Below are 23,148 nucleotides of genomic sequence, written 5' to 3' on the forward strand. Positions count from 1 at the left end.
CGGGGAGTACTTGGTGGATTTCTTCATGGCTCCATCCTCTCAAAGGTTGGAGCCTCCGGGAAACTCGGGGCGGTTCACATGCTGCCCGCAAGATTGGCAACGCAAGCTTGGTGGGTATCGCCAAAGGCGTGGGGATGATCGAGCCGAACATGGCCACCCTGCTGACCTTCTTCTTCACGGACGCGAAGATCACTCCCGATGCACTGGATGCATTATTCCGCCGGGTGATCGACAAGACCTTCAATGCCCTGAGCATCGACACCGACACCTCCACCAGCGACTCGGCGGCAATCCTGGCCAACGGGCTGGCGGGTGACGTGGATCTGGTCGAGTTCGAGCAAGCACTCTACGACATTGCCCTGACTCTAGTGCGCATGATCGCCTCGGACGGCGAAGGTGCGAGTAAAACACTGGAGGTACAGGTCACAGGAGCACGAGATGATGCACAAGCCAAACGTGTAGCCAAAGCCATCGTTAACTCGCCGTTGGTCAAGACTGCCGTGCATGGAGCAGATCCGAACTGGGGACGTGTAGCTATGGCGATTGGCAAATGCGAGGCCGAACATGATATTGCCCCGGACAAGGTACGGATCGTATTTGGCGATACCGAGGCCTATCCGCAGCAGCTGGACGAGACCGACTTGCAGGTGGTCAAAGGTTACCTGCAAGGCAAGGAAGTACTAATTTCGGTGGATCTGAACATCGCTCAGGGGCAGTTCACGGCCTATGGGTGTGATCTCTCGGAAGGCTATATCCGGATCAACGCCGACTACACGACCTGAGCTGTATCGCCTGACAGATCTGCCGAGGGACAATCCACTCGGCAGTTCACCGGCTATTCGTCCTCTGCCATTGCGCGATGACGTTGCTGCCAGCGATCAACATGACGGTAGCGGGCCTGGCCCGGCACATCGGTTATTCGCGCGGGCAACTCTCCACCGTGTTGAACGGCCGTGCGGCGATAACCGCCGACCTGGCCCACCGGCTCGAACTGGCTGGCCTCGGCAACGCACGCCAGTACCTCGCCGAGCAGGCAGCCTACGACCTGTGGCAAGCCGAACACCGCGAGCATCCGCCGATCGCGCGCCTGCAGTTCGCCTGACCCCAGGCTCCCCGAGCCCCACCAGCCCCACCAGCCCTGTAGTTGAGCACTGCGGGGCTTTTTTTCGTCAATCAATCGGATCGCCTCGGGTTCCCATTTGCGCATGACGCCGGCCTGGCGCTGATCGTGTCCCAGGGAGTGGTGTAACTGAGCGCCGCCAGAAACGCTGTCAGGCGTGAGAGAGGACGGCCACCGTGGTTTCCGGCTAGGTTGAGCTTGCCAACCAAACCATCACCGGAGAAACCACGATGACCAAGCACACTATCGCACTGGATGAGCTGGCCGAGAAAGGCCCGGATGCCGACCTGCTCCGGCACATGATCCAGTTCGTCGCCCAGCGCCTGATGGAGCTCGATGTCGAGACGCGCTGCGGTGCCGGCTACGGCATCAAGAGCGAGGAGCGCAGCAACAGCCGCAATGGCTACCGGGATCGCCTGTGGCAGACCCGGGCCGGCGACGTCGAACTGCGCATTCCCAAGCTGCGTCAGGGCAGCTATTTCCCGCCTTGCCTGGAACCCCGGCGCACCGCCGAGAAGGCGCTGGCGGCGGTGATCCAGGAGGCCTATGTGCAGGGCGTCTCGACCCGCTCGGTCGATGAGCTGGTGCAGGCCATAGGCATGAGCGGCATCTCCAAGAGTCAGGTGTCGCGCCTGGCAGGCGAGATCGACGAGCGCGTCCATGCCTTCCTCGACCGCCCCATCGAAGGTGACTGGCCCTACCTGTGGATCGACGCCACCTACGTCAAGGTGCGCGAGGCCGGGCGCATCGTCTCGGTAGCGGTCATAATCGCCGTGGCGGTGAATACCGATGGCGTGCGCGAGGTGTTGGGCATGCGGGTCGGGCCCTCGGAGGCCGAGCCGTTCTGGACCGACTTCCTGCGCAGCCTGATGCGCCGTGGCCTGCGCGGGGTGAAGCTGGTCATCTCCGACGCCCACGAAGGGCTCAAGGCGGCCGTGGCCAAAGTGCTGAAGGCGACCTGGCAACGCTGCCGGGTGCACTTCATGCGCAACGCCCTGGCACATGTCGGCAAGGGCCAGCGGACCATGGTGGCCGCGCTACTGCGTACAGTGTTCGCCCAGGACAGTGAGGACGAGGCCCGGCGGCAATGGCGCGTCGTGGCGGATCAGCTGCGCGAGCGCTTCCCGAAGATTGCTCGGCTGATGGATGGCTGCGAAGACGAGGTGCTGGCTCACATGGGCTTCCCCAAGGCGCACCGGCAGCAGATCCACAGCACCAACCCGCTGGAGCGGCTGAACGCCGAGATCAAGCGGCGCACCGACGTGGTAGGCATCTTCCCCAACGACGCTGCCATCGTCCGCCTGGTCGGGGCGATGCTGCTGGAGCAGAACGACGAATGGAGCCTGCAACGCCGCTACATGCAGCTTGAGGGACTGCAATCGCTCAGTGACAATCAACCCGCTCGGCTATCCGCTGTGATCAGCTGAGCCCCCGCAGACTCGACTGCCAGAGCCATGGCAGTTACACCACGTTCAGGGACACGATCCCCTGATCCGAGCCTGCACCCCTGGCGACATCAGTCATGATGCCGCCAAGGGTTGGTTATCAGGTTTTTGCCATATCGCGACGCAATGACAATGCCCGCTGTGTGGTTTCGGGATCAAGCGCAGCCAGCGCTTCGAACTGACTGAGGAAGACCTGCCCACCAAAATGCTGCAGGAATTCAGACTGATGCAGATGATCCATCACTGGACCCTTGACCTCTGAAAGGTGCAGCTGAATCCCAGAGGCCTGTAGGCGTGTTGCAATAGTCTCGAGGCTTTCTAGGGCGCTGGCATCAATAAGATTGACGCCCGGACACATCAGCACCAGATGACGGGCCTTGGGATGCTGGCCGACCAGTTCAGCGATCCGATCCTCCAGATACCGGGCATTCGGGAAGTACAGACTTTCATCGACCCGCACAGACAGCACGCTCGGGCTTTCTACCACCGCAAAGCGTTCCACATTGCGAAAATGTTCGCTCCCCGGCAATTGTCCGACCACAGCAATATGCGGCTGGCTGGTTCTCCAGAGAAACAGCAGCAAAGACAACCCCACACCGAGCAAAATGCCTGCCTCAACGCCGATCAGCAGCACACCCAGCATGGTAGCCGCCATGGCAATCGCATCCTGGCGTGAATAGCGCCAGGTACGCTGCAAGGCGCCCAGATCGACCAATCCCAGCACGGCGACAATGATGGTCGCGGCCAGCACAGCATGGGGCAGATTTTCAAACAGCGGGGTAAAGAACAGCACGGTCAAGGCAATACCCACCGCGGTCAGCGCTCCTGCTAGGGGGGTTTGCGCACCGGCATCGAAGTTGACCACCGAACGGGCAAAGCCACCGGTCACTGGGAAGCCGCCACTCAGGGCAGCAGCTACGTTGGCCCCACCCAGTGCGACCAACTCCTGATTGGGCTCGATGCGTTGCCGCCGCTTGGCAGCGAGTGTCTGACCAACGGATACCGATTCAACAAAGCCGATCAGACTGATCAGCAGTGCTGCAGGCAAAAGCTGCAGTGCCAGCGCTCCATCAAGGGTGGGCAGAGTGAGAGAGGGTAGACCGCTCGGCACGACGCCAACCACCTTGACACCCTGCTCGGCGAGACCTAACAGGCTGACAGCCAGAATGGAGACCAGCAGTGCCAGCACCGGTCCTGCCTTGGTCAGATGGCTGGCAAGACGGGCAGGGACACCCAGTGCCCGCAGCCAGGCATTCCCTTTGCTGCGCATGCCAAACAGAAACAGCAAGCACGTGGCACCGATGATCAATGTCGGCAGGTGGGTGTCTGGCAGGGCGCTCAGTAGACTCCACAGCTGCTCTGGCGCATTCTCGCCGTCTGCCTTGATGCCGAAAATGTGCTTGAGCTGTCCGAGCGCAATCAGCAGCCCAGAAGCGCTGATAAACCCGGAAATCACCGGATGACTCAGGAAGTTGGCAAGAAAGCCCAGGCGCAGCACCGCCATCAGCAGCAGGATCACCCCGGAGAGCAAAGCCAGCAGCATGGCCGCGCCGGCATATTCGGCACTGCCTGCACTGAACAGCGGAGCCAGTGCGGCGGCGGTCATCAACGAGACCACAGCCACCGGGCCCACCGCCAAGGTGCGACTGGTGCCGAACAGTGTGTAAGCCAGTAGCGGCAGGATGCTGGCATACAGACCGACCACCGGCGGCAATCCGGCCAGCATGGCGTAGGCCAGGCTTTGGGGGATCAGCATCAGGGTGACAATGACGGCGGCCAGCATGTCCTTGCCTGCCGCTTCGCGATCATACTGCCGCGCCCATTCCAGGCACGGCAGATAGCGGGCGAGCCGCTCATTCATCACTTCTTCTCCTGAGTGAAGTCACACGCCGAGGGGGATTCCACCGGGCGTGGCTCGAAGTTGAGCTGCGCAGGCTCGGCGAGCCATTCATGCCCCTTGAGCATCAGATCGAAGTAGATGCTGGGCATCCAGCGCGCTTTCAGCTCCCAGGCCAGACGACGCGGCACTCGCGGATCCAGAGGGAAGGTCGGCAGCAATTTGCCGCCATAGCCGAACTCGGCGAGGATCACTTTGCCCCGCTCGACGGTGAGCGGACAGGAGCCGTAACCGTCATACACTGCCCGCGGCCCACGTCCGGCCAGCACGCTAAGCACGTTATCGGCAACCACAGGCGCCTGTTTGCGCACCGCTGCCGCCGTTTTGGCGTTGGGTGCTGCACAGACATCACCCAGGCTGAAAATATTGCCAAAACGCGGGTGGCGCAGGGTTTCATGGTCCGCCTCGACCCAGCCATCGGTGTTGGCCAGTGGGCTTTGACGAATGAACTCCGGAGCCTGCTGGGGCGGTACGATATGCAGGAAGTCGAACTCACGCTCCAGGGTACTGCTCTGGCCATCGTTGCCGGTAACCTTGAAAAAGGCTTTGCGCGCCGGGCCATCTACGGCAACCAGCGTATTGTTGAAATTGAGGTGCGCGTTATAGCGCTCCACGTATTTCATCAGCGGGGGCACAAAGTCGGCAACGCCGAACAACACGGCACCGGACGAGTAGAAGTCCACCTGGATATTGGGCAGCACGCCCTGCTTCATCCAGTGATCGCAGGACAGGTACATGGCTTTCTGGGGCGCGCCGGCGCACTTGATGGGCATCGGCGGTTGGGTGAACAACGCCCGCCCACTGCGCAGCGCCTGTACCTGTTGCCAGGTGTAGGGTGCGAGTTCAAAGACATAGTTGGAAGTGACGCCGTGCTTGCCCAAGCTTTCCTGGGCGCCTTCAATGGCGTCCCAGTTCAGGCTCAGCCCCGGACAGACCACCAGTGCGCGATAGCCCAGGCAGCTGCCATCCTCGAGAACGACCTGCTGACGCTCCGGCTCAAAGCGGGCTGCCGCCGCCCGGATCCATTGCGCCTTGCTGGGAATGCACTGCGCCATGGCGCGCTCGGTGCGTGATCGTTCGAAGACGCCGGCCCCGACCAGCGTCCAGCCCGGCTGATAGTAATGCTGCTCGCGGGGCTCAACGATAGCGATGCGCAGCCCAGGGTTGCGCTTGAGCAGGCTGGCGGTGACCGCACAGCCCGCCGCGCCGCCGCCGATCACCAGCACATCAAAGCGTGGCGTATGGCCGGGCGTCGGCAGGCTTGACGAAGTGCCTGTCGCCGGCGCGCTGTGCTGCCAGCGCTCCAGCAGGCGCGGTTTGAGCGCACTCAGGTCATAGCCTGCACCCTGCGCGGTCGTCAGCAGCACTTCGGGGTCTAGATGATGGGCCTCAGCCAGTGCCCAGAGGGTGGTCGAGCGGGTGCCAGTGCGGCAAAAAGCCAGTACCGGCCCCTTGATCTGGGCGAGCAGGGCGCGGAAGTCCTCGATGTCGCGGTCCGTGATCTGCCCGGAGACCACGGGCAAGTAGTGATAGCTGAGTCCAGAGGCTTCTGCCGCTGCCTGCATCGCCGCGCTGGAGGGCTGGCCTTCACCTTCATGGTCCGGACGGTTATTGATCACCGTGCAGTAGCCGCTGGCGGCCAGGGTGCCCATGTCAGCCGGCTCCAGCTGCGCGGCCACGGCGATAAAGGGTGTAAGGCGTTTGATGGCTTGCATCGTGTGCTTCTCCCTGCAGAGGCGCTATTCAGAGAACGTCCAGTGGAATCTTCAGATAGCGGGTGCCGTTGTCTTCGGCGGGCGGCAGTTCGCCGGCGCGCATATTGATCTGTACCGACGGCAGGATCAGGGTCGGCATCTTCAGCGTGGCATCGCGGGCGGTACGCATATCGACGAACTCGTCCTCACTGATCCCCTCATGCACATGAATATTGTGCTGGCGTTCAGCGCCAATGGTGGTTTCGTAGAGATAGTCGTCTCGGCCGGGGGCTTTGTAATCGTGGCACATGAAGACGCGGGTGCTGTCTGGCAGGCTGAACAGCTTGTGATGGATGGAGCGATACAGCGTGCGCGCATCCCCGCCGGGGAAGTCGCAGCGTGCGGTGCCGTAGTCGGGCATGAACAGGGTGTCACCGACGAAGGCGGCATCGTCGATCAGGTAGGTCATGCAGGCTGGAGTGTGCCCCGGTGTATGGATGGCACGCCCGTGCAGGCTGCCGATCTGGAAGATTTCACCGTCCTTGAACAGGTGGTCGAACTGGCTGCCATCGGTGGCAAAAGCGCTCTCGACGTTGAACAGCTTGCCGAAGGTGTTTTGTACCACGGTGATGTGATCCCCAATGGCCAGGCGCCCGCCGAGCGTGTCACGAATATAGTGGCCGGCGCTCAGGTGATCGGCATGCACATGGGTTTCGAGGATCCATTGCACCGTCAGGCCCTGCTCGCGCACATGGGCGATCAGGCGGTCGGCGCTGTCATGACGGGTACGACCGGAGGCGGCATCGTAGTCGAGTACCGGATCGATCAGGGCGCATTCGCCAGTGGCCGGATCGCTGACGACATAGCTGTAGGTGAAGGTGGCGGGGTCGAAGAAGGCTTCAACGTGAGCAGGCATGGCAGGGTCCTCATGGAGGATGGATGAATACCCCGGAGGGTTTATCTGCACTCAAGCCTAATGGGATTTTTTGTTCTATGTATAGAATTTTTCACTATAAAGGCGCGTGAGTGTCCCTATGAACTTAGGCCATAGAGCGCGGGATGCGCGCGCGATCAGAGCAGCGGTAACGGGGGTGACAAGGAGGAGGGTGCGGGGCGATACCCCGCACCCGAACATCAGGAGGGGAACAGCTCGCCGAGCTTCATCGCCAGCATCATGTTGCCTTCGGTGCGCAGCCGGCCGCTCATGAAGGCCTGCATGCCGCTCAGCTCGCCACTGAGGACGCCTTTGAGGGTGGCACTGTCCATGATCAGGGTGATGTTGGGGTTGGCCGCATCGCCTGCGCTCAGGTCACAGGTACCGTCCTTGATGCTCAGGTAGTAGTTGTCTGCATCGAGGATGCGGAACTGGAAGATCAGATCAAGCCCGGCCGCAGCCTTGGGATTGAAGCGGGCCTGCATGGTTTCGATGATCTGGGAGACGGTGCTGCTCATGGAGTGTCCTGACAAAGAGAAAGGGAAAAGCGCCAAAGCAGCGTAGGGGCAAGCCCGCTGGCCTGTCAACGCAGCAGAAAGTCGTGCAGTGGTGATGGGCGAGCGGGCTGGTTATCCTGTGCAGCCCTGTCGCGCTGCCCAGTGCGCCCGACGTGATCAAGGAGCCGTCCCCGTGGAGTTTTTTGCTGAATACGCCGGTTTTCTCGCCCGCACCCTGACCATCCTGCTGGCGATCATTGTGCTGCTGGTCGTCGTCGCATTGTTGCGTCAGCGTGAGCGCCATGGTGGCGGGCAGCTGCAGGTGCGCCGCCTGAATGATTTCTACAAGGTGCTCAGTGCCCGCCTGCAGGACAGTGTCCTGAGCAAGGCGCAGCTCAAGCGCGTGCGCAAGGAGCAGGCGCGCAGCGCAAAGCTCGAGCGCAAAACCGGTACCCACAAGCCGCACGTCTACGTGCTGGATTTTGACGGGGACATCAAGGCTTCGGCAGGTGAGAGTCTGCGCCATGAGATCACCGCGCTGCTGAGCATCGCCACCCCACAGGATGAGGTGGTGATCCGTCTGGAAAGCGGTGGCGGCATGGTGCACAGCTATGGCCTGGCCGCCTCGCAACTGGCGCGGATCCGCGAGGCCGGGATTCCGCTGACGGTCTGTATCGACAAGGTGGCCGCCAGTGGCGGTTACATGATGGCGTGCCTGGGCGAGCGGATTCTCGCCGCGCCCTTTGCGCTGGTGGGCTCGATCGGTGTGGTTGCCCAGATGCCCAACTTCCATCGTCTGCTGCAAAAGCACGATATCGATTTCGAGCTGCACACCGCAGGCCAGTACAAGCGCACCCTGACGCTGTTCGGGGAAAACACCGATAAGGGCCGCGAGAAGTTTCAGGAGGAACTGGAACTGACCCATCGCCTGTTCAAGGACTTTGTCGCCCGTTACCGCCCGCAACTGGACATCGATGCGGTGGCGACCGGCGAGGTCTGGCTCGGGCAAACGGCGCTCGACAAGCAGCTGGTGGATGCCCTGCAAACCAGTGACGCCTACCTGACCGAACGCGCTCAGCATGCCGAGCTGCTGCTGTTGAGCTATGTGGAGCGCAAGACGCTGCAAGAGCGCGTCGGGCTGGCCGCCAGTGCGGCGCTGGATGGGGTGCTGCTGCGCTGGTGGGGGCGTTTGTCGCAGCCACGCTTCTGGCAGTGAGCCGGTCCGCCTCTGGCGGGCAGTCCGCTGCCCGCGCGGGCCTTATGTAGCGAGCCAAGCGGCCCGCCCCGGACGAAAAAGGCCCCGCACCAGTCAGGATGCGGGGCCTTTTTCATGGCCGTGACGCGCTCAGGCGCGGCGGCGGAACAGCGGCAGCGGTTGCTCGACACTGGTCTGGTAGGTCACCGAGAAGTCCGCTAGGCCCTTGAGGGCCTCGTGCGGATCACGGTCTGCACGTACCGCAAAGGCATCAAAGCCACAGCGGTGCATGAAGAACAGCTGATCGCGCAGCACGTCGCCGATGGCGCGAATCTCGCCGGTATAGCCATAACGCTCACGCAGCAGGCGGGCGCTGGAGAAGTGCCGGCCATCGGTAAACACCGGGAAGTCGAGGGCAATCACCTGAAAGTGCGCCAGATCCTCGACGATGTCCTCGATCTGCTCATGGCTCTGCAACCACACACCCAGGCCGCCATCGCGCACCTTGAGGGCGTGGCTGGCTTCCAGCCACAGGCCCAGCGGCACAATCAGGTCATCGCTGTTGGAGATGCCGTCGAGGGTGGCCTCCAGCGGCAGCAGATGCCAGCGTTCGTCGATGACTTCGCCGTTCTTAATGATGCTTTGCATAGACGCGCTCCTTGAAGGGATCGATGCCGATACGGCGGAAGGTCTCGATGAAGCGCTCGTCTTCGTGGCGCTGCTCGACGTAGACGTTGATGATCTTCTCGATCACGTCGGCCATGTCGTCCTGGGCGAAGGACGGGCCGAGGATCTGGCCGAGGCTGGCGTTGCGCCCGGCTTCGCCGCCCATCGACACCTGGTAGAACTCCTCACCCTTCTTGTCGACGCCGAGGATGCCGATGTTGCCGATGTGGTGGTGGCCACAGGCGTTCATGCAGCCGGAGATGTTCAGGTCGATCTCGCCCAGATCGAACAGGTAGTCGAGGTTGTCGAAGCGGCGCTGGATGGCCTCGGCGATCGGGATCGACTTGGCATTGGCCAGCGAGCAGAAGTCACCGCCCGGGCAGCAGATGATGTCGGTCAAGAGGCCGATGTTCGGCGTGGCCAGGCCCAGTTCGCGCAGCTCGTTCCACAGGTCGAACAGGCGTGCCTGCTCGACGTCGGCCAGCACCATGTTCTGCTCGTGGGTGGTGCGTGCCTCGCCGAAGCTGTAGCGCTCGGCCAGATCGGCCACCGCATCGAACTGCCTGTCGGTGATGTCGCCCGGAGCGATGCCGGTGACCTTCAGCGACAGGGTGACGGCGCAATAGCCGGGCTTCTTGTGCGCCACCACGTTGCGCGCGCGCCAGCGGGCGAAGCCTGGATGCCCGGCGTCCAGCGCGGCCAGTGCGGCGCCCTGATCCTCGAGAGTCTTGTAGGCCGGATCGACGAAGTGCGCGGCGACGCGGTCCAGTTCTTCCCGGGTCAGGGTGGCCGGGCCGTCCTTGAGGTGCGCCCACTCGGCGGCGACGCGCTCTGCGAACACCTCGGGGGTCAGCGCCTTGACCAGGATCTTGATCCGCGCCTTGTACTTGTTGTCACGGCGGCCGTAACGGTTGTACACGCGCAGGATGGCGTCCAGGTAGGTCAGCAGGTGCTGCCAGGGCAGGAATTCGTTGATGAAGCTGCCGACGATCGGGGTGCGACCGAGGCCGCCGCCGACCAGCACGCGGAAGCCCAGCTCGCCGGCGGCGTTGCGTACCGGCTCCAGGCCGATGTCATGCACCTCGATGGCGGCGCGGTCGGCGGCCGAGCCGTTCACGGCGATCTTGAACTTGCGCGGCAGGTGGGCGAATTCCGGGTGGAAGGTCGCCCACTGGCGGATGATCTCGCACCACGGGCGCGGATCGATCACCTCATCAGCCGCAACGCCGGCGAACTGGTCGGTGGTCACGTTGCGGATGCAGTTGCCGCTGGTCTGGATGGCGTGCATCTGCACGCTGGCCAGCGCGGCGAGCATGTCCGGCACGTCTTCCAGCTTCGGCCAGTTGTACTGCACGTTCTGGCGGGTGGAGATGTGCGCGTAGCCCTTGTCGTAGTCGCGGGCCAGTTTGGCCAGCATGCGCAGCTGGGGAGTGGAGAGCAGGCCGTAGGGCACGCAGACGCGCAGCATGGGCGCGTGGCGTTGCACGTACAGGCCGTTCTGCAGGCGCAGCGGGCGGAATTCCTCCTCGCTGAGCTGCCCGGCCAGGTAGCGGGCGGTCTGGTCGCGGAACTGCGCGACGCGCTCCTCGATAATTCGTTGATCGTATTCGTCGTATACGTACATAGCGTGGTCTGCTCTCGGGCTGTCAGCGCAGAGGTAAGCCGCCGGGGCGGCATGGCTCTTTTAATAATCGGCGCACGATAGCAGTCGCCCTTTATTCTATAAAGTGAATAATAACTATATATTCAGTGCTTTTTTGAATATGCAAGGCGCTCACAGCGAGAGGCGCGCCCACTGCCGGCGTTGCCACAGGCCGATGAACAACGCCGAGGACAGACCGCGCTGCAGCATGTACAGCGTCCAGATGGCCAGCAGGCCGTGACCGAGCACCGGGCCGATCAGCCAGGCCAGCGGCAGCAACACCAGCCACTGCACGCCCAGGGTCACGACCATCACCGAGCGGCTGGCCCCGGCGCCCAGCAAGGCCTGACTGAAGACCAGCGCCGCGGCGTCCAGCACCATGGCCACACCGGTCAGGCGCAGCGGCCACAGCCCCAGCGCGATCAGCGTCGGATCGCTGACAAACAGCCCCAGAATCCAGCCGGGCATCAGCCAGAAGGGCGCCCCCAGCAGCACCAGCACCACACTGGCGACCTTCACCACATCCCAGCCCCAGCGCCAGGCCTGCTCGATCTGCCCAGCGCCCAGACTGTGACCGACCAGCGTGGTGGCCGCCATGCCCAGCCCCACCCCCGGCAGGATCAGCAGCAGCGCCAGGTTGATCAGAACATGCGCCACCGCCAGCTCAGCACTGCCAATCTGGCCGATGATCCGAAACAGCAGCGCCACGCCGCAGGCAAACAGCACCTGCTGCAGCGAGTTGGGCAGCGACAGGCGTAGCAGGGTCTGCAGGGTGAACCGGTCGGGCCAGGCCTTGAGAAAGCCCCGGGATCGTCCGCTGCGCCAGGTCTGCCACAGATAAACCAGCGCCCCGGCGTACAGCGCCAGACAGGTCCCCAGACCCGCTCCCGCGGCCCCCAAGGCCGGCAGTCCCAGTCGGCCATGAATCAGGCCATAGCTGAGCAGCACATTGAGCGCATGCATGCCGAGCAGGATGCGCAGGTAAGGGCCGGGGTTGTGGCTGCCGTTCCAGTAGCCGCGAAAGGCAAAGCTCAGCCCGACCGCCGCCACGGCCAGCACCCGCCAGGTGAAGTAATCGCGGGCAATCGCCTGTACGGCGGGGTCCTCACTCAGCCAGCTGACGATCTGGGGCGCGGCGATGCTACCGATCAGCGCGATGGGTACCCCGCACAGCACCGCCACCAGCAGACCGGCATTCAGGGGGATCGCTGCTTCCTGAATGCGTCCCTCGCCGTGGCGGCGGGCCACCATCGCCTGCACGCTGGCCCCCAGCCCCATGACCAGCGCGATGGCGACAAAGTTGGCGTAACTGCCGATGCCCACACCGGCCAGGGCCGTGGCGCCCAGCGGGCCGACCATGGCGGCATCGACCAGGTTGATCAGGCTTTGACTGAGCATGCCGCCGATGATCGGCAGGCCAAGGGCGAGGATGTGGCGCAGACGCTGGGAGTCGTGCATGGGACGGTTCGGGGTCGGAACGGGGCCTCAGTGTACCCAATCAGCCGAGCGAGGCGGTGTACGATACGCCGGACAGCCGCTGACAGAGGCCTCGCCCATGGACCGTCCATCCCCGCATTATCTCTGGCGTTCGCGCTGGGCCTTTGTACTGGCCGCCACCGGCTCGGCGGTGGGGCTGGGAAACATCTGGAAGTTTCCCTACATCACCGGTGAGTACGGTGGTGGCGCCTTTGTGCTCCTGTACCTGCTGTGCATCTTTCTCATCGGCATTCCCCTGCTGGTGGCTGAAGTAGCCATCGGCCGGCGCGGGCGCGGCAATCCGATGGATGCCCTGGCGCACGTCGCCCGCGAAGGCGGCGCCAGTCGGCATTGGGGGCTGCTGGGGGCAATGGCCATGCTCTGCGGCTTTCTGATCCTGTGCTTCTATGTGGTGGTAGCCGGCTGGGCGTTTGCCTACACGCTGAAGATGGCCGGCGGTTCGCTGGCCGGCAGCGATGTCGCGGCGATGCAGGCGATCTTTGCCGATCATAATGCCGACCCCCTGCAGCTGGGTGGCTGGAGTCTGCTGGTGGCCCTGCTGACCCTCTGGATTGTCGGGCGCGGTTTGCAGCAGGGAATTGAGCGGGCTGTGCGCTGGCTGATGCCGGGGCTGGTGCTGCTGTTGCTGGTGCTGGTCGGCTACGCGGCGACGACCGACGGGTTTGCCGAAGGGGTGACTTTCCTGTTCCGCTTTGACGCCTCGCGCCTGAATGGCGAGGCGTTCCTCGCCGCGCTCGGACATGCCTTCTTCACCCTGAGCCTCGCCTCGGGGGCGATCATGGCCTATGGCGCCTACCTGCCCGAGCAGCAGTCGGTGGTACGCACCAGTCTGATCGTCGCGCTGGCCGATACGGCGGTGGCGCTACTGGCGGGGCTGGCGATCTTCCCGGTGATCTTCGCCAACGACATGAGTCCGGCGGCCGGGCCTGGGCTGCTGTTCATGAGCCTGCCGCTGGCCTTTCAGCAGATGCCTTGGGGCCAGCTGTTTGGCGCGCTGTTCTTTGCCATGGTCTCAATTGCCGCGCTGACCTCGGCGATCTCGATCCTGGAAGGCAGTGTGGCCTGGCTCAATGAGCAGCATGGCATCAGCCGCCGCCGTGCGGCCTGGCTGCTGGGTGGAGTGCTGGTGCTGATCAGTCAGCTGACCATGCTGTCCTTCAATCAGGGCGCGCACTGGACGCTGGCCGGTATGACCCTGTTCGATGGTCTCGACTACTTGACTTCACGCTGGATGATGCCGCTGGGCGGCATTTTGCTGGCGCTGCTGGTTGGCTATCGCCTGCGCCTCGACCTGCTGCGCGATGAGCTGCACCTGCCGCGCGCGCTGTACGCCCTGTGGCTGATTTTGCTGCGCTACGTCAGTCCGCTGCTGATCCTGCTGGTGTTCCTGCATGCCCTGGGCTGGCTGGGCTTTGACCCGTTGCAGCGCTGGTACTGGGTGGCCGGTGCCTGCATGGCCCTGGCGCTGCTCGGTGAATGCCTGACGCCCGGCGTGCGCAGCCTGTATCGGCCCGCGCCCCGCTGAGCATTGCCGAATCGCCCGGCCGGCGGGCCGGGCGATCGTGGGCGCCGGCTGTCAGGCGCTGAACAGGCGATCGGTGCGTGCCGCCAGAATAAAATCATTACGGTGCAGGCCGCGAATCTTGTGGCTCCACCAGGTCACCGTGACCTGCCCCCACTCGGTGAGCAGGGCCGGGTGATGATCCTCAGCCTCGGCCAGCGCCCCGACCGCATTGGTAAACGCCAGGGCGCGGGCAAAGTCTTCGAAGCGGTAGACCTTCTCCAGCTGCATCACGCCATCGCGCACCTCGATCGACCAGTCGGGAATGGCCGCCAGCAGGACGGGCAGCTCGGCGTCTGCGACGCGCGGGGCGTCCGCGCGGCAGGCTTCACAGGCCTGACGATGCAGCGGCGCGGCGCTGGAGGCGCCGTCATGCACCGCGGTGCTGGCGGTGGAGGGCAGGGTGGGCTCAGACATCTCGAACTCCTGACAAATACGGTAAAGCTGCGCAGCATCGCTGCACTGGCACGCGGCGGCAAGTCCGGTATCCTGTCGCGTCTTGTCGTCTGTCCTGCGGAGTCCGCCATGAAATTCATCCACCAGCGCGAGCAGCTCAACGAGGATGACCTGGTCATCATCGAGAGTTCGCAGCCCTGCAACATCCGCCTGATGAACGATGCCAACTTCCGCGCCTTCAAGAACGGCGCCCGGCACAACTACATTGGCGGGCACTTCGACCGCTTCCCGGCCAAGATCCGCGTGCCGAGCAACGGTTTCTGGAACATCACCCTCGACACCGTGACCCGCCGCCCGATCAGTGTGACGCGCCCGCCCAAGCTGGAATATCGCATCCGCTTCAAGCGCAGCAAGCCCGCCTGGCAGGTCTGAGCTGCGCGTAACCGATTGATTTCTATCGATTTGATTTTATTCTGGGCGTATTGGCCATCGAGCGGATGGCCCTGCATAACGCCTTTGTACCGCAGAAACCTCTGGAGTGATTCTGTATGAAAGTTCTCAAATTCTCCTTCACCAGCCTGGCGCTGGCCGGCCTGCTCGTGGGCACCGCCGGTTACGTGGATGACGCGCAGGCGCGCAAGCGCGTCGTCAGCAAGCCGGCGGCTGCCGCCAAGCCGGCCACCCGCTACGGCTCATCGCCCGCCAAGGCCGCCCCTGCCGCGCCTGCGCAGAGCGCCGCGCCGCGCAGCGCTGCAGCCCCGGCCGCCAGCAATAATGCCCCGGCGGCGGCTTCTGCTGCTCCGGCAGCCCCTGCGGCCCCGGCAGCGGCCCAAGCCGCTCCGCAAGCGGCGCCGCAGTCGGCCGGCGGTAGCTTCATGGGCAGCATGGCCGGCGCGGTGGCTGGCAGCGTCATCGGTGGCGCGGTGGTCAACACCCTGTTTGCTGAGGATGCAGTGGCGGAAGAAGCACCGGCAGCCCCTGAAGCTGCACCCGAGCAGCCTGCCGCTCCGGCTGAGGCTGCCGCGCAGTAACGATCGCGCGCATAAAAAAACCGCCAGCATGTCTGGCGGTTTTTTTGTGGGCCGGCATGACCGGCCCCTTGCCCAGCGGTTGCGGCGTTATCAGGCCTCATAACCCAGATTCGGCGCCAGCCAGCGCTCGGCCTCAGCCAGTGTCTGGCCCTTGCGCTGGGCATAGCTTTCCACCTGATCGCGCTCGACCTTGCCGACCGCAAAGTATTGCGCCTGCGGGTGAGCAAAGTACCAGCCGCTGACCGCTGCCGCCGGGAACATGGCGTAATGCTCGGTGAGGAACACACCGCTCTGGCCGGCCTGGTTGAAGTGCGCCGCAGGGTCGAGCAGGGCGAACAGCGTGGCCTTTTCGGTGTGATCCGGGCAGGCCGGGTAGCCGGGCGCCGGGCGGATGCCCTGGTACTGCTCCTTGATCAACGCCTCGTTGTCGAGGGTCTCGTCCTTGGCATAGCCCCAGTACTGCTTGCGCACCTGCTCGTGCAGCCATTCGGCGCAGGCCTCGGCCAGGCGGTCGGCCAGCGCCTTGACCATGATCGCGTTGTAGTCGTCGCCCTTGGCTTCATAGGCCTTGGCCAACTCCTCGGCGCCGATACCTGCGGTGACGATAAAGCCACCCACGTAATCGGTCACCCCGGACTCTTTGGGCGCAACGAAGTCGGCCAGCGACAGGTTGGGCTTGCCGTCCGGCTTGATGGTCTGCTGGCGCAGGTGGTGCAGGGTGGCCAGCGTTTCGCCGCGCTCGCCATACACCTCCAGATCGTCGCCATTGCGCTGATTGGCCGGCCAGAAGCCGAAGGTGGCGCGGGCCTTGATCAGCTTTTCATCGATCAGCTTTCTCAGCATCGCCTGGGCGTCGGTGTATAGCGCGGTGGCGGCCTCACCGACCACCTCATCGGTGAGGATGCGCGGGAACTTGCCGGCCAGATCCCAGGAAATGAAGAACGGCGTCCAGTCGATGTACTGGCTCAGCACCTCCAGGTCGATATCCTCCAGCACCTTGACGCCTGTGAAGGAGGGCACCGGCGCCTGATAACCGGCCCAGTCGAACTGCGGCCGGTTGGCCAGTGCCGCCTCATAGCTCAGGCGCTCGGTACGGGCGCTGCGGTTGGCGGTGCGCTCGCGCACCTCGGCGTACTCGGTCTTCAGCTTGGCCACATAGTCCGGCTTGAGTTCCTTGGACAGCAGGGTGGTCGCCACGCCGACCGCGCGCGAGGCGTCGGTGACGTAGACCACCGCATCGTTGCTGTACTGCGGCTCGATCTTCACCGCCGTGTGCGCTTTGGAGGTGGTGGCGCCGCCGATCATCAGCGGCAGCGCGAAGCCTTGGCGCTGCATTTCCTTGGCGACATGCACCATCTCGTCGAGCGACGGGGTGATCAGCCCGGACAGGCCGATGATGTCGCACTTCTCCTCGATGGCGGTCTTGAGGATCTTCTCCGCCGGGACCATTACGCCGAGATCGACGATGTCGTAACCGTTGCAGCCGAGTACCACGCCGACGATGTTTTTGCCGATGTCGTGCACGTCGCCCTTGACCGTGGCCATCAGGATCTTGCCCTTGGCTTCCGGCTTGTCGCCCTTCTCGGCCTCGATGAAGGGGATCAGGTGGGCCACCGCCTGCTTCATCACCCGCGCGGATTTCACCACCTGCGGCAGGAACATCTTGCCGGCGCCGAACAGGTCGCCGACCACGTTCATACCGCTCATCAGCGGGCCTTCGATGACCTCAATGGGGCGCGCACACTGCTGGCGGGCTTCCTCGGTGTCCTCGACGATGAAGGTGGTGATGCCCTTGACCAGTGCGTGCTCCAGGCGCTTGTCGACCGGCAGCGCGCGCCATTCCTCGTTCTCGACCTCCTTGACGCTGCCATCGCCCTTGTACTGGTCGGCGATGGCCAGTAGCGCTTCGGTACTGCCCGCGTGGCGGTTGAGCACCACGTCCTCCACTGCGTCGCGCAGCTCTTTGGGGATCTCGTCGTAGATCTCCAGCTGGCCGGCGTTGACGATGCCCATGCTCAGGCCGTTCTTGATCGCGTGGAACAGGAACACCGAGTGGATCGCCTCGCGCACCGGGTTGTTGCCGCGGAACGAGAAGGATACGTTGGACACGCCGCCGGAGGTCAGGGCGTAGGGCAGCTCATCACGGATAAAGGCGCAGGCCTCGATGAAGTCGACTGCGTAGTTGTTGTGCTCCTCGATGCCGGTGGCTACGGCAAAGATGTTCGGGTCGAAGATGATGTCTTCCGGCGGGAAGCCGACTTCGTTGACCAGGATGTTGTAGGAGCGCTGGCAGATTTCCTTCTTGCGTGCGGCGGTGTCGGCCTGGCCGACCTCGTCGAAAGCCATCACCACCACCGCAGCGCCATAGCGCTTGCACAGGCGGGCTTGCTGCTTGAACTGCTCGACGCCTTCCTTCATAGAGATCGAGTTGACGATGCCCTTGCCCTGGATGCACTTGAGGCCGGCCTCGATCACCTCCCACTTGGAGGAGTCGATCATGATCGGCACGCGCGAAATGTCCGGCTCGCCGGCGATCAGGTTGAGGAAGGTGACCATCGCCGCCTTGGAGTCGAGCATGCCCTCGTCCATGTTGATGTCGATCACCTGGGCGCCGGCTTCCACCTGCTGCAGGGCGACCTCGAGGGCCTCGCTGTAGTTCTCCTCGCGGATCAGCCGGGCGAAGCGGGCTGAGCCTGTGATGTTGGTGCGCTCGCCGACGTTGACGAACAGCGAGTTGCGGTCGATGGTGAACGGCTCGAGGCCGGACAGGCGGCAGGCCTTGGGGATGTCCGGGATGACGCGCGGCGCATACTTGGCCACCGCCTCGGCGATCGCCTGGATGTGCGCCGGGGTGGTGCCGCAGCAGCCACCGACGATGTTCAGAAAGCCTGCAGCCGCGAACTCCTCGACCACCGCGGCCATCTCGGCCGGGCTCTCGTCGTACTCGCCGAAGGCGTTGGGCAGGCCGGCGTTGGGGTGCGCGGAGACATGGGTGTCGGCCTTGTTGGCCAGCTCTTCCAGGTACGGGCGCAGGTCCTTGGCGCCGAGGGCGCAGTTCAGGCCCACGGAGATCGGCTGGGCGTGGCGCACCGAGTTCCAGAACGCCTCGGTGGTCTGCCCGGACAGGGTGCGCCCGGAGGCGTCGGTGATGGTGCCGGAGATCATGATCGGCAACTCGATGCCTTCCTCCTCGAACACCTGCTGCACGGCGAAGATCGCCGCCTTGGCGTTGAGGGTGTCGAAGATGGTCTCGATGAGGATCAGGTCGGCGCCGCCCTCGATCAGGCCGCGAGTCGCCTCGGTGTAGTTCTCCACCAGTTCGTCGAAGGTGACGTTGCGGTAGCCCGGGTTGTTGACGTCCGGTGAAATCGAGCAGGTGCGGCTGGTCGGGCCGAGCACGCCGGCGACGAAGCGCGGTCGATCCGGGGTTTCGGCGGTCTTGGCATCGCAGACCTGGCGGGCCAGGCGCGCGCCGGCGACGTTCAGCTCATAGGCCAGCTGCTCCATGCCGTAGTCGGCCTGGGAGACGCGGGTGGCGTTGAAGGTGTTGGTCTCGAGAATGTCGGCACCGGCATCCAGGTACGCCTTCTCGATGGCAGCGATCACGTCCGGGCGCGACAGCAGCAGCAGGTCGTTGTTGCCCTTGACGTCGCTCGGCCAGTCGGCAAAGCGCTCGCCGCGGTAGTCGGCCTCCTCCAGCTTGTAGCTCTGGATCATGGTGCCCATGCCACCGTCGAGGATCAGGATGCGTTCCTTGAGGGCGTGCTGGAGGGCCTGGAGACGGGCGGCGCGGTCTGTCATGGGGACTACCTGGCAAGACGTAGATTAAAGGCCGGCATGATAACAAAGCGGCATGTCTTTGCAGCAGCTCGGGCTGGTCGATGAATTTCCCTCAAGTTGACGGATCCGCTGTCGGGTGCCTGCAGCCTGCAGCTAGACTCTGCCGATACTCACCAGCGGATCCTTGCCATGCCCTTGCTCATCCTGCTGCTGGCCAGTCTGCTACCCGGGGCGTTGCTGGCCACGCCGCTGTCTTTTTCCCGCGACGTGCAGCCGATCCTCACCGAGAAGTGTCTGGCCTGCCACGCCTGTTACGACGCGCCCTGTCAGCTCAATCTCGGCAGCGCCGAGGGTATCGCGCGCGGCGCCTCGAAGGTGCCGGTGTACAACGGCACGCGCACTGCTGCCGAGGCAACCAGCCGGCTGTTCGTCGATGCGCCGGATGCGCCAGGCTGGCGCGCCCGGGGCTTTCATTCGGTGCTCGACGGCGGTCAGGCGGCACTGCTGGCGCGCATGCTCGAACTGGGCCGCGCCGAGGCGCCGCTGCCCGGGGCAAAACTTGCGGCGGATCTGGACATCGGCATCTACCGCAATAACCAGTGCCCGACGCCTGCAGAGTTTGACGATTTCGCCCGCAAGCATCCGGGTGCCGGGATGCCGTTTGCCGTCAGCGGTCTGAGTGATGCCGAGTACCGCATCCTGCGCCAGTGGCTGGCCGAAGGTGCGCGGCTGGATGGCGAGCCGCGCCGCGCCAACGCCTCGGAGGCGGCACAGATCGCTGCCTGGGAGGCGCTGTTCAACCGCCCCGGCGCTCGCGAGCAGCTGGTGGCGCGCTGGCTGTACGAGCATCTGTTTCTCGCCCACCTGCACTTTGATCGGGGCGCCAGCGGCAGCTTCTTCGAGCTGGTGCGCTCGCGCACGCCAAGCGGCGAGGCGCTTGATGTGATCGCTACCCGGCGGCCCAACGACGACCCCGGCACGCACTTCTTCTACCGCCTGCGGCCGATCCAGGGGGTGATCGTGCACAAGACCCACATCACCTACGCGCTGGATGCGCGCAAGCTGGCGCGCATCGAGGCGCTGTTCTTCGCCGGCGACTGGGTGGCAGAGGCGCTGCCCGGCTACGGCCCGCAGCGCCGCGCCAATCCGTTCGACACCTTCGCGGCGATTCCCGCCGAGGCGCGCTATCGCTTCATGCTGGATGACGCCGAGTACTTCGTGCGCACCTTCATCCGCGGCCCGGTGTGCCGCGGGCAGATCGCCACCGACGTGATCCGCGACCAGTTCTGGACGCTGTTTCAGGCGCCGGAGCATGACCTCTACCTGCGCGATGCCCAGTACCGCGAACGGGTCACCCCGCTGCTGGCGCTGCCCGGGCAGGAGGATGATCTGGCGCGCCTGCCGTTGGTCTGGCGCGATTACCGGCGCAAGCAGGCGGCTTATGAGCGGGTACGGCGCGAGGCCTATTCCCACCAGCCGTACCCGAGCTGGTCGCACATCTGGGCCGGCAACGACAACGCGCTGCTGAGCATCTTCCGCCAGCACGACAGTGCCTCGGTGCGCAAGGGGCTGATTGGTGCGCTGCCGCAGACCCTCTGGTGGCTGGACTTCCCGCTGCTGGAGCGCACCTATTACCAGCTGGTGGTCAACTTTGACGTGTTCGGCAATGTCTCCCATCAGGCGCAGACCCGCCTGTACTTTGACCTGATCCGCAACGGCGCAGAGCAGAACTTCCTGCGCCTGATGCCGCCAGACGCGCGTGCGCCGCTGCTGCGTGACTGGTATCAGTACAGTGGCCGACTCAAGCTGTGGCTGAACTACGAGCGCATCGACAGCAAAACCCCAAGCGGCCTGAACCTGGCGGCAGAGGACCCTAAAGGCGCGTTCGTCGAGCAATTGCTGGCGCGCTACGGCACCCTCAACGCGCGGCCCGATCCCCTCAATCGCTGCCACGACGGGCGTTGCTATCGCCCGGATGCCGCACCCGGGCAGCAGCAGGTCGATCAGCAGCTGAGCAGACTGGCGGCCCGGCCACTGGCCCAGCTGCCAGCCATGGCCTTCCTGCCCGAGGCCACCTTGCTGCGGGTGCGCTTTGATGGGGGCGGGCGCGAGGTCTACAGCCTGCTGCGCAACCGGGCGCACAGCAACGTGGCGTTCATTCTGGGTGAGTCGCTGCGCTATCAGCCCGAACGCGACACCCTGACCCTGTGGCCGGAGGTGCTGAGCAGTTATCCGAATTTTCTGTTCGACCTGCGCGAGGGGGAGGTGGCAGCGTTTGTGGCTTCGCTCCAGCAGGCCCGCAGTGCTGAGGATTTCGAGCGCATCGTGCTGCGCTGGGGTGTACGGCGCAGCGAGGCGCGTTTCTGGCCGCTGTTTCATGACCTGAGCGAGCACATCCGCGAGCGTGAACCGCTGGAAGCGGGAGTGCTGGACATGAGCCGTTATCAGAACCTGTGATCTGGCAGGGGAGCGCTGTGCCCTAGCGCGGTGCAGGTCGGCAGGGCGCTCTTATTCCGACTAAATCGCTAGGACTTCATCCTCGTCCCGGCATCGCGTACACTGCGCGCACGTTTGCGAGGAGCTGCCATGAGCGCCATCACCTTTACAGAATCCGCCCAGGACTACCTGGGCGATCTGCTGTCCAAGCAGGACACCCCGGGCATCGGTATCCGGGTGTTCATCACCCAGCCGGGTACCCAGTATGCAGAAACCTGCATCGCCTACTGCAAGCCCCACGAAGTGAAGCCCGATGACAGCGCGCTGGGTCTCAAGACCTTCACCGCCTGGCTGGACGCGGTGAGCATTCCCTTCCTTGAGGATGCCGTGGTTGACTACGCCACCGACCGCATGGGTGGCCAGCTGACCATCAAGGCACCCAATGCCAAGGTGCCGATGATCAAGGACGACAGCCCGCTGCCCGAGCGCATCAACTACTACCTGCAGACCGAGGTCAATCCGGGGCTGGCCAGCCATGGCGGTAACGTCAGTCTGGTCGATATCGACGACGAAGGCGTGGCAATCCTGCGCTTTGGCGGCGGCTGCCAGGGCTGCGGCATGGTCGACATGACCCTCAAGGATGGCGTCGAGAAGACCCTGATGGAGCGCATTCCCGAGCTCAAGGGCGTGCGGGATGTGACCGATCACAGCAACAAGGAAAATGCCTACTACTGACCCATCCTGCCGCGCAGCGGCAAAGGGCGGTCCGTGGGGCTATAAAATGGCGAACCGTGGCGGTTCGCCATTTTTCTGTCTGTAACCTGTCTGCCTTGAGGAGAGAAGCATGCATCCCTTCACTGCCAAGCGTCCGCCGCAACTGGCCTGGCTGCTGGGGCTGGCCGGCCTGATTCCTTTTGTCAGTGGCGCGCTGGGCGTCTGGGTGACCCCGGCGGGCTGGCGGACGCTAGTGCTTGAGGCGCTGCTCGACTATGCCGCGCTGATCTTGGCCTTCATGGGGGCGATTCACTGGGGGCTGGCGCTGCGTGGCGAATCCGGTGATCTGCGCACCCAGCTGCAGCTCGGACTGTCGGTGATCCCGCCGCTGCTGGGCTGGCTGGCGATTGCCTTCGGGGTGCCGGCCCTGCTGGCGATTCCGCTGCTGTTGCTGTCCTTTGTCGGGCTCTATCTGGCTGATCTTCGCGCCATCGCGCTTGGGCTGGCGCCGGTTTGGTACGCTCGCTTGCGCCTGCCGCTGACCCTGATTGTCAGCTTGAGTTTGCTGGTGGCCTGGGCCGGCGTTTGGCGCGGCTGAGGCGAGCGCATCCTGAGGCTCCTCTGTTAGCATGCGCCCCCGCGC

The 23,148-nt window shown here is 64.2% G+C and carries 19 protein-coding genes; 10 read left to right on the forward strand and 9 right to left on the reverse strand.

The genetic code is table 11. The features are described 5' to 3' along the window. The 3 genes from MXC11_RS10655 to MXC11_RS10665 all read left to right on the forward strand — a co-directional run. On the forward strand, nucleotides 1-782 hold a 782-nt coding region (locus tag MXC11_RS10655), incomplete at its 5' end, for a bifunctional ornithine acetyltransferase/N-acetylglutamate synthase (RefSeq protein WP_250010174.1). A gap of 77 nt (nucleotides 783-859) precedes the next feature. Next, nucleotides 860-1,102: a HigA family addiction module antitoxin gene (locus MXC11_RS10660; RefSeq protein ID WP_250010175.1), complete on the forward strand. Its 243-nt coding sequence runs from the start codon at nucleotides 860-862 to the stop codon at nucleotides 1,100-1,102. 248 nt (nucleotides 1,103-1,350) lie between these two features. After that, nucleotides 1,351-2,547, forward strand: coding sequence for an IS256 family transposase (locus tag MXC11_RS10665; RefSeq protein ID WP_250010176.1), 1,197 nt, complete (start codon nucleotides 1,351-1,353; stop codon nucleotides 2,545-2,547). A 118-nt stretch (nucleotides 2,548-2,665) separates the two neighbouring features. Here MXC11_RS10665 and MXC11_RS10670 read toward each other — a convergent pair whose 3' ends face one another. From MXC11_RS10670 to MXC11_RS10685, 4 genes are all read right to left on the reverse strand, one after another. Continuing rightward, nucleotides 2,666-4,426, reverse strand: coding sequence for a SulP family inorganic anion transporter (locus MXC11_RS10670; protein WP_250010177.1), 1,761 nt, complete (start codon nucleotides 4,424-4,426; stop codon nucleotides 2,666-2,668). Next, nucleotides 4,426-6,177, reverse strand: a complete 1,752-nt coding sequence (locus MXC11_RS10675; RefSeq protein ID WP_250010178.1) for a bifunctional protein tyrosine phosphatase family protein/NAD(P)/FAD-dependent oxidoreductase — start codon at nucleotides 6,175-6,177, stop codon at nucleotides 4,426-4,428. Before MXC11_RS10675 ends, MXC11_RS10670 begins: the two co-directional genes overlap by 1 nt. A 28-nt stretch (nucleotides 6,178-6,205) precedes the next feature. Then, nucleotides 6,206-7,072, reverse strand: a complete 867-nt coding sequence (locus MXC11_RS10680) for an MBL fold metallo-hydrolase (protein WP_250010179.1) — start codon at nucleotides 7,070-7,072, stop codon at nucleotides 6,206-6,208. Nucleotides 7,073-7,290: 218 nt separating this feature from the next. Further along, nucleotides 7,291-7,608 carry an SCP2 sterol-binding domain-containing protein gene (locus tag MXC11_RS10685; RefSeq protein WP_250010180.1) on the reverse strand — a complete coding sequence of 106 codons (318 nt, stop codon included), beginning with the start codon at nucleotides 7,606-7,608 and terminating at the stop codon, nucleotides 7,291-7,293. Nucleotides 7,609-7,780: 172 nt separating this feature from the next. On the opposite strand from MXC11_RS10685, the gene sohB reads away from it, so the two are divergent. Then, complete coding sequence (gene sohB, locus MXC11_RS10690; RefSeq protein ID WP_250010181.1) at nucleotides 7,781-8,803, forward strand: protease SohB; 1,023 nt, start codon at nucleotides 7,781-7,783, stop codon at nucleotides 8,801-8,803. Between the two features lie 129 nt (nucleotides 8,804-8,932). Here sohB and MXC11_RS10695 read toward each other — a convergent pair whose 3' ends face one another. The 3 genes from MXC11_RS10695 to MXC11_RS10705 all read right to left on the reverse strand — a co-directional run bounded on the left by MXC11_RS10695 (nucleotide 8,933) and on the right by MXC11_RS10705 (nucleotide 12,548). After that, nucleotides 8,933-9,430 carry a DUF934 domain-containing protein gene (locus MXC11_RS10695; protein WP_250010182.1) on the reverse strand — a complete coding sequence of 166 codons (498 nt, stop codon included), beginning with the start codon at nucleotides 9,428-9,430 and terminating at the stop codon, nucleotides 8,933-8,935. Beyond that, nucleotides 9,414-11,072, reverse strand: a complete 1,659-nt coding sequence (locus MXC11_RS10700; protein ID WP_250010183.1) for a nitrite/sulfite reductase — start codon at nucleotides 11,070-11,072, stop codon at nucleotides 9,414-9,416. Before MXC11_RS10700 ends, MXC11_RS10695 begins: the two co-directional genes overlap by 17 nt. 150 nt (nucleotides 11,073-11,222) lie before the next feature. Then, entirely contained in the window at nucleotides 11,223-12,548 is a 1,326-nt protein-coding gene (locus tag MXC11_RS10705; protein WP_250010184.1) for an MATE family efflux transporter, read from the reverse strand. Between the two features lie 97 nt (nucleotides 12,549-12,645). Here MXC11_RS10705 and MXC11_RS10710 point away from each other — a divergent pair, with 97 nt between their 5' ends. Further along, a complete protein-coding gene (locus MXC11_RS10710) occupies nucleotides 12,646-14,112 on the forward strand; it encodes a sodium-dependent transporter (RefSeq protein WP_250010185.1) in 1,467 nt (488 codons plus the stop codon). Between the two features lie 51 nt (nucleotides 14,113-14,163). Here MXC11_RS10710 and MXC11_RS10715 read toward each other — a convergent pair whose 3' ends face one another. Then, on the reverse strand, nucleotides 14,164-14,565 hold the full coding sequence (locus MXC11_RS10715) for a 4a-hydroxytetrahydrobiopterin dehydratase (protein WP_250010186.1): 402 nt from the start codon (nucleotides 14,563-14,565) through the stop codon (nucleotides 14,164-14,166). Between the two features lie 108 nt (nucleotides 14,566-14,673). Between MXC11_RS10715 and MXC11_RS10720 the strand changes: the two genes are divergently transcribed. Both MXC11_RS10720 and MXC11_RS10725 read left to right on the forward strand, forming a co-directional pair. After that, nucleotides 14,674-14,976, forward strand: coding sequence for a DUF1883 domain-containing protein (locus MXC11_RS10720; protein WP_250010187.1), 303 nt, complete (start codon nucleotides 14,674-14,676; stop codon nucleotides 14,974-14,976). 116 nt (nucleotides 14,977-15,092) lie between these two features. Further along, nucleotides 15,093-15,575 (forward strand): hypothetical protein, encoded by a 483-nt coding sequence (locus tag MXC11_RS10725; protein WP_250010188.1) that lies wholly within the window; start codon nucleotides 15,093-15,095, stop codon nucleotides 15,573-15,575. 90 nt (nucleotides 15,576-15,665) lie between these two features. Here the strand turns inward: MXC11_RS10725 and metH are convergent, their stop codons facing one another. Continuing rightward, entirely contained in the window at nucleotides 15,666-19,376 is a 3,711-nt protein-coding gene (gene metH / locus MXC11_RS10730) for a methionine synthase (protein WP_250010189.1), read from the reverse strand. Between the two features lie 168 nt (nucleotides 19,377-19,544). On the opposite strand from metH, the gene MXC11_RS10735 reads away from it, so the two are divergent. The 3 genes from MXC11_RS10735 to MXC11_RS10745 all read left to right on the forward strand — a co-directional run bounded on the left by MXC11_RS10735 (nucleotide 19,545) and on the right by MXC11_RS10745 (nucleotide 23,103). After that, on the forward strand, nucleotides 19,545-21,812 hold the full coding sequence (locus MXC11_RS10735; RefSeq protein ID WP_250010190.1) for a fatty acid cis/trans isomerase: 2,268 nt from the start codon (nucleotides 19,545-19,547) through the stop codon (nucleotides 21,810-21,812). 129 nt (nucleotides 21,813-21,941) lie between these two features. Continuing rightward, nucleotides 21,942-22,526 carry a Fe-S biogenesis protein NfuA gene (nfuA, locus tag MXC11_RS10740; protein WP_250010191.1) on the forward strand — a complete coding sequence of 195 codons (585 nt, stop codon included), beginning with the start codon at nucleotides 21,942-21,944 and terminating at the stop codon, nucleotides 22,524-22,526. A 109-nt stretch (nucleotides 22,527-22,635) separates the two neighbouring features. Continuing rightward, on the forward strand, nucleotides 22,636-23,103 hold the full coding sequence (locus tag MXC11_RS10745) for a DUF3429 domain-containing protein (RefSeq protein ID WP_250010192.1): 468 nt from the start codon (nucleotides 22,636-22,638) through the stop codon (nucleotides 23,101-23,103). Nucleotides 23,104-23,148 lie beyond the last annotated feature (45 nt).

The organism is Pseudomonas eutrophicaquae (genome assembly GCF_023544715.1).
Lineage (GTDB): Bacteria > Pseudomonadota > Gammaproteobacteria > Pseudomonadales > Pseudomonadaceae > Geopseudomonas.